Genomic DNA, 11,176 nt, shown 5'->3' with positions numbered 1-11,176 from the left:
CGGACGTAGCTGAACAGGTTCTCCGATCGATCTCCGCGCCCGCGCATCGCCTGATCCCACCCCTGCCTCTAACAGAGTGAATCATCTCCGCGACAAGCCTGCCAGCGACTTCTGCAGCAGCCTGCTAGAGCATTTTCGGTGATCCAGAGATCACCGAAAATGCTCTCTCTTGTTGCGGGGCCGCATGGCTTCCTGCGAGCCGGCATCCACCTCGCTCGAAAATGCTTCGGCGCACGATTTATCCGTTCGGTTCCCCCGGCCGGCGTGCGATGGAGAGCGCAGCACCGCCCCATTGGACCGCCATGACCGCCAAGCCGAGCCTCGTCCTGCCCGTCCTCGCGGCTCTCCTCGCCACCGCGCCCGCCCATGCGGCGAGCTTCGATTGCGAGGCGGCCAAGGCGGCCGACGAGAGAGCGATCTGCACGACGCTCGCCCTCAACGACCGCGACGTCGAGATGGCGACCCGCTTCGAGATCCTGAAGGACGTGCTGCCGATGGGCGGCCGCGCCAAGCTCCGCGACGACCAGGAGACCTGGCTCACCGAGCGCCGCGCCTGCGCCGCCGACACCGCCTGCCTCAAGGCGATCTACGACGCGCGCCTCAAGGTGCTGCGCGCGGTGCAGTCTGAATTCGCCAAGCAGGGGCCGCAATAGGTCGCTCGGTGGCAAACCCTGACGGGCGGTCCTAAAGCCGCGCCAGCAGCCGCTCCGCCAGGGGGTTCTCGGCGGCGAAGGCGTAGTCGATCCGGCGGACGGTGACGGCCTGGGCGCCCGCCCGCACCAAGCTGTCGGCGAGGTCGAAGACCGCGTCGGCTGGGCAGCGCATCACGATTTCCCCGTCGGGTCCGCGCGGGGCGCCGTAGGGCAGCTCGGCCTCGTGCAGGCCGCTGATGCTGGCGAGGTCGATCGCACCGGATTCCGGCATCGCCGCGCGGACCTCGCGGGTGGTCCGCGCCCGCTCCTCGGCGGTGATCCGGCCGAGCACGGCGCGGAGCGCCGCGCGCTGGCTCTCGCCCCAGGGCGCGTTGAGGGAGGCGACGAGGTTGGCCTCCGAGCGCAGGATCACCCCGTCATCGAGGATCTTCAGGGCGTTGGCGGCGAGCGTCGCGCCGGTGGTGGTGATGTCGACCACGATCTCGGCCGAGCCGGCGGCCGGCGCGCCCTCTGTGGCGCCCAGGCTTTCGACGATGCGGTAGTCCACCACCCCCTTCTCCGCGAAGAAGCGGCGGGTGAGGTTGACGTATTTCGTGGCGATGCGCAGGCGCCGGCCATGGCGGGCGCGCATCTCGGCGGCGACCTCGTCGAGGTCGGCCATGGCGCGCACGTCGATCCAGGCCTGGGGCACGGCCACCACCACCGTGGCGTTGCCGAAGCCCAGCGGCGTCAACAGCTCGACCTGGCCGTGGACGTCGGGCAGCGTCTCGCGGATCAGGTCCTCGCCGGTGATGCCGAGATGGGCCGCGCCCGAAGCGAGCTGGCTCGCGATCTCGGAGGCCGAGAGGTAGCGCACCTCGACGCCGGCCACGCCCACGAGCTTGCCGCGGTAGTCGCGCGCGCCTGCCCCCTGCGCCAGGCGCAGGCCGGCGCGACCGAAGAAGGCCGCGGCGTTCTCCTGCAGGCGGCCCTTGGAGGGCACGGCCAGCACCAGGGGGGCATCTGCGTCCATGGTCTCGCTCATCGGCCGGCTCCTGCGACGCGGTCGACCCAGAAGGTGCAGCCGACGGCCGGCTGCGCGGTGGCGCTGCCGAGATGGGTGAGGAGCCCGTCGTAGCGGCCGCCGCCGACCAGCACGGGGCCGGGCCGGTCGCCGCCCGCGGCCGTCACCTCGAAGATGAAGCCGGTGTAGTAGTCGAGGTTGCGCGCGAAGGCGCCGGAGAAACGAAACCCGTCGAGCCCCATGCCGCGGGCGGCGATGAAGCCGTTGCGCTCCTCGAACAGGTCGAGGGTCGCCTCGAGTGTATCGTGGCTCAGTCCCGCGTCGCGGACGAGTGTCCGCAGGTCGCGGGCGGCGGCGTCCGGGTCGCCGCCGATCGCGCGGTAGCGATCGACGATCGCGCGGTTCTCTGCGTTCAGGCCGGCGCCGCCGTTGGCCTGGGCCGCGGCCTTGGCCAGGAAGCGCTCGGCGATCTCGCCGGCGCTGCGCCCGCCCACCGCCGAGATGCCGGCGATCGCCAGCACGTCCTCGACGAAGGCGCGGACCCCGCGCGGGTCCTGGCCCTGGATCGCGGCGAGCAGGCCCGCATGCGGGTCCTCGGGCAGCGCGGCGTTGGTGACCGCGTCGAGGGAGCGCCCGGCAGCCAGCGCCCGCAACGTCCGGCGCTTGGCGGCCGGCGGCACGCTCAGGGCCTCCAGCAGTGCCACCGTCAGCCCCATGTCGCCCAGTCGCACGCTCGGGGCCGCGTGCCCGAACAGGGCGAGGCCTTCGAGGGCGATGCCGAGCACTTCGGCGTCGGCGGCCGGGGTGTCGGCGCGGCCGATCGATTCGATGCCGGCCTGCAGGAACTCGTCGGGCTCGTCGGCCGCCAGCCGGAACACCGGGCCGCAATAGCTGTAGTCGGCCGCCCGGCCGTCGCCGCCGGCCAGGTGCAGGCGGCAGACCGGGATCGTCAGCTCCGGTCGCAGGCACAGTTCGGCCCCGTCGGAGTCCTGCGTGACGAAGATGCGCCGGCGGATGTCCTCGCCGGAGAGCTCGAGGAACGGCTCGACCGGCTGCAGCACCGGCGGCGTCACGAAGCGGTAGCCGCCTTGCGCGAGGTGCGCCGAGAGCCGCGCCTGTGCCGACGCGCTCGCCTCCGTCTCTCCTGCCTGCGGTCGCGTCATGATCCTGCCCGTCGTCGTCGAGCGGTTCTGTAGCAACCGGAGCCGGGCTTGGCGACCGCCCCGCCGGGCCTCGCGAGCGGGAATGAACACGCAGGGTCAAACCTTTGGGACGCTCGGGCGCATGCGGCGGCGATCGCATCGGCTATCGTGCGGCTCCCGTCCCCACCGGAGCCGACCCGATGCGCGCCCTCGCCCTTGCTTCCGTCCTGGTGGCCTTGCCGCCGCTCTGCACGCCCGCGCGGGCGGAGTTCCCGTGCGACGAACTCTGGGGCGAGCGCAACGCGGTCTACGGCGAGGCCGGCTACTGCTTCCGCACCCCGCGCGGGATCAAGGCCTTCGGCAACGCCGGCTGCCGCTACGACGACATCGCCGACGTGCCGCTTTCGGCTCGGGATCGTGCCAAGGTCGCCGAGATCCAGCGCCAGGAACGCGCCGCCGGCTGCCCGCGCTGAGGCTGCCGCTGCTCGTCCCCCCGCAGAGGGGGGAGGGAGAGCCGGCCCCTACCCTTACGCGTCGGCCGAAAAATGCTGCGCCAGCACGGCGCGCACGCGCTCGACCATCTCGGCCTCGGGACAGGAGAACTGGGCCGGCCGGGCGGCCTTCCACTCGGCGTTGCTGGCGATGTTGCGGGCGGCCTCGGCGCCGGCGACGAGGTCCTTGACCTGGATTTCGCCGGCCTCGCGCTCGTTCGAGCCCTGGATGATCGCCACCGGGCTGCCGCGGCGGTCGGCGTACTTCATCTGCGCCTTCATCCCGGCGCCGCCGAGATAGAGCTCTGCCCGGATGCCGGCCCCCCGCAGGGTGGCGACGAGCCGCTGGTAGGCGGCGATCTCGTCGCGGTCGAGCACCAGCACCACCACCGGGCCGGGCTTGGCCGGGGCCTCGGCGAGCGGGCTGCCGGTGAGCTGCAGCGCCGAGAACAGCCGCGACACGCCGATGGAGAAGCCGGTGGCCGGCACCGGATCGCTGCGGAACCGCCCGACGAGCCCGTCGTAGCGCCCACCCCCGGCGACCGAGCCGAAGCGCACGGTCTGCCCGTCCTCGTTGGTGACGGGGAAGGTCAGCTCGGCCTCGTAGACCGGGCCGGTATAGTATTCGAGGCCGCGCACCACGGAGGGGTCGACGCGGATGCGGTCCACGCCGTAGCCGGCGGCGTCCACCAGCTTGGCGATGGTGTGCAGCTCCTCGATGCCGGCCCGCGCGGTCTCGTTCTCGCCGAAGGCGGAGAGCAACGCGTCGACGAAGGCGAAGCGTTCGGGCGTTTCCTCCGAACCGCCGGCGAGCAGCAGCGCGATCACCTTGTCGGCTTGGGCCCCGTCGAGTCCGGCGCCCTTGGTGAAGTCGCCCGACTCGTCCTTGCGGCCGGGGCCGAGCAGCAGGCGCACGCCCTCCGTGCCGAACTTGTCGAACTTGTCCATGGCGCGCAGCACGGTCAGCCGCTGGCCGGCCTGCGCGTCGCCGCCGAGCCCGATCGTCGCCAGCACCCCGTCGAGCACCTTCCGGTTGTTGACCTTGATCACGTACTGCCCGGCCAAGCCCAGCCGATCCAGCGTGTCGGCCATCAGCATGCAGGCCTCGGCGTCGGCGGCGACGCCGGGCGCCCCGACGATGTCGGCGTCGAACTGCATGAACTGGCGGAAGCGGCCCGGGCCCGGCTTCTCGTTCCGGAACACGAAGCCGTTGCGGAAGCTGCGATAGGGTTTCGGGATCGCGTCGAAGTTCTCGGCCACGTGCCGGGCCAGCGGCGCGGTGAGGTCGTAGCGGAGCGAGAGCCACGCCTCGTCGTCGTCCTGGAACGAGAACACGCCCTCGTTCGGGCGGTCGAGGTCGGGCAGGAACTTGCCGAGCGCCTCGGTGTACTCGACGAACGGGGTCTCCAGCGCCTCGAAGCCGTAGAGCTCGAACGTCGCCCGGATCGTCTCCAGCATCCGCCCCTGCGCCGCGATCTCGGCGGCACGGCGATCGACGAAGCCGCGCGGCAGGCGGGCCTTCAGGCCGGATTTTTCGGCCTTCTCGGCCTTGTTGGAATCGGCCTTGGACATGAGGGTTCGTTTCGATCGCGCGCTACGGGGGTCGCGCCGGGCTGTATCGCGGCGGCGGGGGCAGCGGCAAGCAGGGCTGGATTTCGAAGGCGGGCGAGTTCTCGCGGCGAGACGATGGTGGGCATTTTCCCTCCCCCTCTGCGGGGGAGGGTGGCCCGCGAAGCGGGTCGGGAGAGGGGAGCGCGTTGTCCGGAGAGGTCGCTCCCCTCTCCCGACCCTCGCTCACGCGAGGCCCACCCTCCCCCGCACCCAAGTCGGGCTCGCCCGACTTGGGCACACAGGGTGCGGATCTCGCGCAAGCCCGAGATCCGTCGGGGGGGAGGGAAGAGGGGCGGCCTAGTAAGGCGAGATCCACTTCAGCCACAGCAACGCGGCGAGGCTCGCCACGGCGATCGGCATCTGCAGCGGGCGCAGGCGGGCGAAGAACAGTGGTGCCTCGCCGGTGCGCGCGGCGATCGGGTCGAGCACGGCGATGGCGGCGTAGCCGACGATCAGGAGGGCGAGCGCCGGGATCGCCTTGCCCATCACCACCGTCACGAGGGCGGAGAGCCCAAGCGCGAACAGCCCGAACATCGTCGCGATCTGCACCATCGTCGGCCCGCCCTCGGTGCGGAAGCTGACGCCGCGGCGCACGCCCGCCAGGAACAGCAGGATCGCGGCGCCGTAGAGGATCGTCACCAGGGCGACGAGGTAGTCGAGGGGCTGGCCGCGCATCCACCAGGCGGCGGCGGCGCCCGCCACCAGCGGCAGCATCGGCCCGAAGCCGAGGACGACGCTGAGCCAGGGCGTCTCGCGCGGTTCGTGGGCGGTGAGGGTGCGTCCGGTGGCGTCGTCGCGCATGGGGGTCAGGCCGTTTCCGTGTTGTCTCGGGCAAATTCGGGCGAGGCCGGCGCGCGGGGACGGCGCGCCGCGCGCCGGCACGTCATGATCCGTGCCATACAGGGGTTGGCCCCCGCCGCGCGAGCGTGAACCTGTGCCCGACACGGCGGTTCCGGGATTATGTCGCGGCCTGTGCCGTGTGGGTCTGTGCCGTCTGGGCTTGGCGCCGCCGCGACCGGCGGCCGGGCTCGGGCGTCGCGTCGAACCAGATCACCAGGGCGAGCGCCGCAAGCGCAGGCGCGCCGAGCGCCAGGAACGCGCCGGCCCAGCCGAACAGGCCGAAAGCGAGGCCGCCGTACCAGGCCGAGAGCGCGCCGCCGACGCCCTGCACCGCGTTGACGGTGCCGAGCGCGGTCTGCGTCCGGCCCGAGCCCCAGGTCAGGTCGGCGACCACCACCGGCACCGCCACGCCGACGATGCCCGACGCCACCCCGTCGAGGATCTCGGCCAGGATCAGCCAGGTCGGGTCGTCGACGAAGGCCGAGAGCGCGGCGCGCACCGGCAGCACCGCGAAGGCCGCGAGCAGGAGCTTGCGCCGGCCGCGCCGGTCGGCGAGCGAGCCCGCGAACAACGCCACCGGCACCATCGTGAGCTGGGCCACCATGACGTAGATCGCCGTCCAGTGCGTCGCGCTGACGGCGGTGGCGACGAGCTTCTGGCCGAGCAGCGAGAGCATGCCGCCGCTGCCGAGGTTGAACAGCGTCAGCGCGCAGGCGAGCACCAGGAGCCGGCGGTCGCCGAGGACGGTGCGGATGCCGGCCCGCTGCGGCGCGTCCTCCTCCTTCTTCCCATCCTTGGCCCCATCCTTCGCCTCGTCCTCCTTCCAGCCGACCGCCCGGCGCTGGCTCCAGGCGGAGGCCGGCGTCACCAGCGCGGCGGCGATCGCCAGCACCGCCATCAGGCCGAGCACCCAGAAGGCGATGGCCGGCCCGAACCGCGCGGTGCCGAGCGTGATCGCGCCGGCGGCGATCAGGATGCCGACATGGTTGAAGGCCTGGTTGCGACCCTGCTGGCTCGGGAACCGGTCCTTGCCGACGATCCCGAGGGTCAGCGCCGTCACCGCCGGCAGCAGCAGGGTGCCGCCGGCCGCCGCCAGCAGCTGCGCCGTGAACACGAAGGCGAAGGCGCGGGCCGGCAGAAGCAGCAGGGTTCCGGCGAGGATCGCGGCGCAGGCGGCGGCGATTAGCCAGCGCGGCCGCCCGACCCGGTCGACCAGCGCGCCGAACGGGCCGGAGAGCAGCAGCGTGCCGAACCCCACAAGGGTGGTGACGAGGCCGACGCGGGCCGGGCTCCACGATCCGGCCTCGGCGAGCCAGGTGCCGAGGAAGGGTCCCAGGCCGCCCTGGATGTCGCCGATGAAGACGTTGATCAGGGCGAGGTGGGTGGTCGGGGCCATGCCGTCCTTGGGTGTCCGCGGGAGCGGCGCAGGGCGTGGCCCGGCTCCGTCCCGCGGTCAAGCCGCGGCGGATCGGACGGGGGGGCCGGTCTTCACGCCGGTCGCGAGGTCGGCCGGAAGGGAATCGCGTCGTTCCGCTTCCGGGCGGCACAACGGGCCGGGCGACGACCGCCTTGACGGCCTCTCGGTCGGCGTCTTCGTCGGCCTCCTGCGGCCATCCGCACGCATCGTGAAGGTCCGCGTGCTGACGCTTCGTCGAGCACATCCTACGGGTGCTGGATACACCCTTAGGTTGTCGAATGAGACCGGATTCGAAGCTGTCCCGATCGATCGGGCGGCCCTCCGCAGACGGTACGCCGATTTTGAATACAGATTTTATAAAAATCCATCGGTTTAAGACCTATTTTAACATCTGAATAAGAATTTTATATTCGTCTGCTATAAACGGAAAACTGGTTTTTGACTTACGATCATGCGACTTCTCAGCAACGCAAAAGTCATCCTCAAGGTCGCGCTTCCGCTTGTGATCCTGTCCATTCTCACGGCTGGGCTCGGGCTCTACTCGCGCGCGACGCTGGGCGACCTCGCCGCGCAGACGCAGCAGATCGTGGACGTGCAGGCGACGCGGCTGGAAAGCGTCCTCAACGTTCGGATCAACGTGAACGAGGCCTCGATCCAGGCGCGCAACATCCTGATCGAGACGCGCGAGACCGAGATGGCGCAGTAGCAAGTCGCGCTACGATGCGGCGATCAAGTCCGCCTTCGAGAACGTCGACCGGCTCATCGCAATGTCCGACACCGCCGAGCGCAAGGCCGTCAACCAGACGCTGCGGGACACCATGACCGAGTTCTTCGCGATCATGGATCGCGCGAACCTGCACGGCATGAAGAACGACAACGAGACCGCCAGCAAGATCCTCCTGACCGAGGCGACCGTCGGCCTTGCGAAGGTTCGTGCAATCACCCAGCCCCGCATCGATCGCCCGACGGCCGAGCTCCGGCAAGCCCGCGACGACGCCGAGCAGGCCGTCTCCCGAGCCTCCACCCTGCTGGTCGCCACCGCCGCCTTCGGCCTGCTCGGCGCGCTGACGCTGGCCTCCCTGATCGTCGTGTTCGGCCTTACGCGGCCGATGGGCAGCCTGGTGGCCGTGCTGCAGCGCATGGCCAAGGGCGATACCGAGGCCGAGATCGTCGAGGCGCGTCGCGGCGACGAAATCGGTGCCGTCGGCAAGGCGGTGGAGGGCATCAAGGCGATGGTGGCGCAGAAGGCCGCCGAGCAGGCCGAGATCAAGCGCGGAGGTCACCAGCAACATCGCCGGCGTGGCGCAGGCCTCCGAGGAGACGGGGGCTGCGGCGACGCAGGTCCTGGGCGCCGCCTCCGAGCTGTCGCGCCAATCCGAGCATCTCGGCGTCGAGGTCGCGCGCTTCCTCGACACCGTGCGGGCGGCCTGAGGCGCGCCTGACGATCCGAACGCCCCCGCCGGCCGCCCTCCCCCCGCATCGCGCTGCGGGATTTACACATCCCCGCTTCTGGCGGTTCGCCCTGCGCGCATCCCCTTTCCCCGCGCGCGGGGAAAGGGCTTTGCCGACCTCGTCGTCGGCAAAGCGAGGCGGCAGCCGACGGTGAGGGGGCTGATCCGAAGGAGGCTCATCCGTTCGCACCCCCTCACCGCCGCTTCGGCTGCACCTCCGCTCCTCGCACGGACGACGAGGTCCGTGCGGGCCTCTCCCCGCCCGCGGGGAAAGGGGGGAACCCGCAGGTCGTCCGAGGCCGAGACGAGATGTGAGCATACCGCAGCGCGTGGGCAGGCGGCCGACCGATAGCGGCCCGGCATTCGGTCGAGGCCGAAACCGGCCGCCCGGCGACGGCTCGGAGACGGTCTCAGATGGTGACCATGCCGCCCGTCACCGCGATCATCGCGCCGTTGATGTAGCTGGCCGCGTCCGAGGCCAGCATCACGTAGGGCGGCGCCACCTCGGCCGGCTGTCCGGGGCGCCCGGCCGGCGTCATCGAGCCGAAGCTCTCGACCTGGCTGGTGTACATCGTCGCCGGGATCAGCGGCGTCCAGATCGGGCCGGGCAGCACCGCGTTGGCGCGGATGCCGCGCTTGCCCAGGATCTTGGCGAGGTTCGCCACCATGTTGCAGAGCGCCGCCTTGGTCGAGGAATAGGCGAGCTGCTGCTCGACCGGGTTCTTGGCGTTCACCGACGCGGTGGCGATGATCGAGGCGCCGGGCTTCAGGTGCGGCGAGGCCGCTTTGAGGATGTAGAACATCGCGTGGACGTTGACGGCGTATTGCCGGTCCCAGTCGGCGATCTCGATACCCTCGATGTCGTCGGCCAGCACCTGCACCGCGGCGTTGTTGACGAACACGTCGAGCTTGCCGAATTCCGCGACCGTCCGCTCCACCAGCGCCGCGCAGTGGCCGGCATCCGAGACGTCGCCCGGCAGGAGCAGCGCGCGCCGGCCGGCCTTTTCGATCCAGGCGGCGGTGTCCCGGGCGTCGTCGTGCTCGTCGAGATAGGCCAAGGCCACGTCGGCGCCCTCGCGGGCGTAGGCGATCGCCACCGCGCGGCCGATGCCAGAATCGCCCCCGGTGATCAGCGCGACCTTGCCGGCGAGCTGACCGGAGCCGACGTAGCTGTGCTCGCCGTGGTCGGGCGGCGGCTGCATCTCGGACGAGCGGCCGGGATAGGGGATCGGCTTGGCCTCGAAGGGCGGCTCGGGGCGTTGGGAGGCAGCGTTGGGCGAGGGCGTGTCGGGCATGGTGGTCCTGTCGGTGGGACCGCGACCTTTCGGTGGGCCGCGGGCGGGGGCGTTACCTCGGGAACCCGCCGAGACGCGCACAGGCTCACCCCGCGTCGCCGCGCCGGATCGTCACGCCGGCGGGCCGTAGCTCATCAGCCCGTCGCCGAGCGACCAGTTTTCGCGTGAGACCTCGACGAGGGTCACGAGCACGTTGCCGGGCTTCACGCCCGGATCCCGCCCGAGGTTGCGGGCGATGGCCGCGTAGAGCGCCCGCTTCTGCGCGGTGTCGCGGGTGTCGTTGGCGATGATCTGGATCATCACGAGGTCGTCGTCCCGCGCGATGCCGAGGTAATTCGGATCGTAGATGAAGGCCGAGGCGGCGTGCTCATGGATCACGGTGAACTGGTCGTCCTCGGGCACCGCGAAGGTCTCGCGCATCGCCGCATAGAGGCCGGCCGCGAGCGCCGCGTGGAAGGCCGGGCTCTTGCCGGCGCGAATCGAGATGCGGGTCAGGGGCATGGCAGGGTCCTCGTTTCGGAGCGAGGACAGGATTGCGTCGCGTCGCGATAACGGAAAGATATGCTTTGCTATACCTGCCATAACGGATCGTTGTGATGCCGCCCCGCCCGCTCGACATCGACAGCGTTCAGGCCTTCGTGCTCACCGTGGACCTGGCGAGCTTCACCCGCGCCGCCGAGGCGCTGGAGACCTCGCAGGCCGGGATCAGCCTGCGGCTCAAGCGGCTGGAGGACCGGCTCGGCTGCCGCCTCGTCGATCGCACGCCGCGCAACGTCCGGGCCTCGGCGCAAGGCGAGCGCTTCCTGCCCGCGGCCCGCGGCCTGCTCGCCGCCCACGACCGGGCGATGGCCGACCTCGTCGCGGCGCCCCCTGCCCGTCTGGTCCTCGGGATCAGCGACCACGTCGCCGGCCCGGACCTGCCCGCGCTGCTGCACCGGCTCGGGCTTGCCGGTTCGGGCCTCGTCGTCGAGGTGCGGATCGCCCCGTCGCGCGACCTGATGCGCCTGTTCGATGCGGGCGAGCTCGACGCGGCGATCGTCCGGAGCGAGGACCCGGCCGAGGCGGGCGGTACGGTGCTGGCCGAGGAGCGCCTCGCGTGGTTCGCCGCCCCCGGCTTCCGGTTCGAGCCCGGCGCGCCCCTGCCGATGGCGACGCTGGCCGGCCCCTGCAACGTCCGGGCGGCGGCGCTCCGCGCCCTCAATGCGGCCGACCTGCCCTGGTGCGAGACCTTCGTCGGCGGCGGCGTCCTCGCCGTCGGCGCCGCGGTCGGGGC

Annotated in this window: 12 protein-coding genes and 1 pseudogene; 5 read left to right on the top strand and 8 right to left on the bottom strand. The window is 71.4% G+C overall.

Annotated features, from left to right (window positions below; translation table 11 throughout):
- Nucleotides 1-302: 302 nt before the first annotated feature.
- A complete protein-coding gene (locus FV229_RS21910; RefSeq protein ID WP_147753988.1) occupies nucleotides 303-653 on the top strand; it encodes a lysozyme inhibitor LprI family protein in 351 nt (116 codons plus the stop codon).
- Nucleotides 654-684: 31 nt separating this feature from the next.
- On the opposite strand, the gene hisG is transcribed toward FV229_RS21910, so the two are convergent.
- Both hisG and FV229_RS21900 read right to left on the bottom strand, forming a co-directional pair.
- A complete protein-coding gene (gene hisG, locus FV229_RS21905) occupies nucleotides 685-1,677 on the bottom strand; it encodes an ATP phosphoribosyltransferase (protein WP_246688286.1) in 993 nt (330 codons plus the stop codon).
- On the bottom strand, nucleotides 1,674-2,819 hold the full coding sequence (locus tag FV229_RS21900; RefSeq protein ID WP_147753987.1) for an ATP phosphoribosyltransferase regulatory subunit: 1,146 nt from the start codon (nucleotides 2,817-2,819) through the stop codon (nucleotides 1,674-1,676). The genes hisG and FV229_RS21900 overlap by 4 nt, the downstream gene beginning before the upstream one ends.
- 179 nt (nucleotides 2,820-2,998) lie before the next feature.
- Here FV229_RS21900 and FV229_RS21895 point away from each other — a divergent pair, with 179 nt between their 5' ends.
- The gene (locus FV229_RS21895; protein ID WP_147753986.1) at nucleotides 2,999-3,271 is read left to right on the top strand and encodes a YARHG domain-containing protein; all 273 of its coding nucleotides are present in this window, start codon (nucleotides 2,999-3,001) and stop codon (nucleotides 3,269-3,271) included.
- Between the two features lie 54 nt (nucleotides 3,272-3,325).
- Here FV229_RS21895 and hisS read toward each other — a convergent pair whose 3' ends face one another.
- From hisS to FV229_RS21875, 3 genes are all read right to left on the bottom strand, one after another.
- Entirely contained in the window at nucleotides 3,326-4,861 is a 1,536-nt protein-coding gene (gene hisS / locus FV229_RS21890; protein ID WP_147753985.1) for a histidine--tRNA ligase, read from the bottom strand.
- 336 nt (nucleotides 4,862-5,197) lie between these two features.
- Entirely contained in the window at nucleotides 5,198-5,701 is a 504-nt protein-coding gene (locus FV229_RS21880; RefSeq protein ID WP_147753984.1) for a DUF3429 domain-containing protein, read from the bottom strand.
- A 157-nt stretch (nucleotides 5,702-5,858) separates the two neighbouring features.
- Nucleotides 5,859-7,136, bottom strand: coding sequence for an MFS transporter (locus FV229_RS21875; RefSeq protein WP_147753983.1), 1,278 nt, complete (start codon nucleotides 7,134-7,136; stop codon nucleotides 5,859-5,861).
- A 472-nt stretch (nucleotides 7,137-7,608) separates the two neighbouring features.
- Here FV229_RS21875 and FV229_RS21870 point away from each other — a divergent pair, with 472 nt between their 5' ends.
- Together FV229_RS21870 and FV229_RS21865 are read left to right on the top strand one after the other, a co-directional pair.
- Nucleotides 7,609-7,863 (top strand): hypothetical protein, encoded by a 255-nt coding sequence (locus FV229_RS21870; protein ID WP_147753982.1) that lies wholly within the window; start codon nucleotides 7,609-7,611, stop codon nucleotides 7,861-7,863.
- 61 nt (nucleotides 7,864-7,924) lie between these two features.
- On the top strand, nucleotides 7,925-8,599 hold the full coding sequence (locus tag FV229_RS21865) for a HAMP domain-containing protein (RefSeq protein ID WP_147753981.1): 675 nt from the start codon (nucleotides 7,925-7,927) through the stop codon (nucleotides 8,597-8,599).
- An 88-nt stretch (nucleotides 8,600-8,687) separates the two neighbouring features.
- Here the strand turns inward: FV229_RS21865 and FV229_RS28235 are convergent.
- The 3 genes and pseudogenes from FV229_RS28235 to FV229_RS21850 all read right to left on the bottom strand — a co-directional run.
- A pseudogene (locus FV229_RS28235) lies at nucleotides 8,688-8,878 on the bottom strand (hypothetical protein); the annotation flags it as partial.
- A gap of 140 nt (nucleotides 8,879-9,018) precedes the next feature.
- The gene (locus tag FV229_RS21855) at nucleotides 9,019-9,903 is read right to left on the bottom strand and encodes an SDR family oxidoreductase (protein WP_147753980.1); all 885 of its coding nucleotides are present in this window, start codon (nucleotides 9,901-9,903) and stop codon (nucleotides 9,019-9,021) included.
- A gap of 111 nt (nucleotides 9,904-10,014) precedes the next feature.
- A complete protein-coding gene (locus FV229_RS21850; protein ID WP_147753979.1) occupies nucleotides 10,015-10,404 on the bottom strand; it encodes a tautomerase family protein in 390 nt (129 codons plus the stop codon).
- Nucleotides 10,405-10,499: 95 nt separating this feature from the next.
- Here FV229_RS21850 and FV229_RS21845 point away from each other — a divergent pair.
- Nucleotides 10,500-11,176: LysR family transcriptional regulator (locus FV229_RS21845; protein ID WP_147753978.1), on the top strand; the 677-nt coding region annotated here is incomplete at its 3' end.

This window comes from Methylobacterium sp. WL120, from assembly GCF_008039465.1.
Lineage (GTDB): Bacteria > Pseudomonadota > Alphaproteobacteria > Rhizobiales > Beijerinckiaceae > Methylobacterium > Methylobacterium cerastii.
The sequence above is the reverse complement of the archived record's forward strand: the minus strand, read 5'-3'. Positions and strand labels throughout refer to the sequence as shown.

What these genes read in the sequence shown, in the direction of transcription:
- FV229_RS21855 (WP_147753980.1), bottom strand. Translation starts at nt 9,903, where the DNA reads ATGCCCGACACGCCCTCGCCCAACGCTGCCTCCCAACGCCCCGAGCCG.
- FV229_RS21850 (WP_147753979.1), bottom strand. Translation starts at nt 10,404, where the DNA reads ATGCCCCTGACCCGCATCTCGATTCGCGCCGGCAAGAGCCCGGCCTTC.
- FV229_RS21880 (WP_147753984.1), bottom strand. Translation starts at nt 5,701, where the DNA reads ATGCGCGACGACGCCACCGGACGCACCCTCACCGCCCACGAACCGCGC.
- hisG (WP_246688286.1), bottom strand. Translation starts at nt 1,677, where the DNA reads ATGAGCGAGACCATGGACGCAGATGCCCCCCTGGTGCTGGCCGTGCCC.
- hisS (WP_147753985.1), bottom strand. Translation starts at nt 4,861, where the DNA reads ATGTCCAAGGCCGATTCCAACAAGGCCGAGAAGGCCGAAAAATCCGGC.
- FV229_RS21870 (WP_147753982.1), top strand. Translation starts at nt 7,609, where the DNA reads ATGCGACTTCTCAGCAACGCAAAAGTCATCCTCAAGGTCGCGCTTCCG.
- FV229_RS21865 (WP_147753981.1), top strand. Translation starts at nt 7,925, where the DNA reads ATGTCCGACACCGCCGAGCGCAAGGCCGTCAACCAGACGCTGCGGGAC.
- FV229_RS21900 (WP_147753987.1), bottom strand. Translation starts at nt 2,819, where the DNA reads ATGACGCGACCGCAGGCAGGAGAGACGGAGGCGAGCGCGTCGGCACAG.
- FV229_RS21910 (WP_147753988.1), top strand. Translation starts at nt 303, where the DNA reads ATGACCGCCAAGCCGAGCCTCGTCCTGCCCGTCCTCGCGGCTCTCCTC.
- FV229_RS21875 (WP_147753983.1), bottom strand. Translation starts at nt 7,136, where the DNA reads ATGGCCCCGACCACCCACCTCGCCCTGATCAACGTCTTCATCGGCGAC.
- FV229_RS21895 (WP_147753986.1), top strand. Translation starts at nt 2,999, where the DNA reads ATGCGCGCCCTCGCCCTTGCTTCCGTCCTGGTGGCCTTGCCGCCGCTC.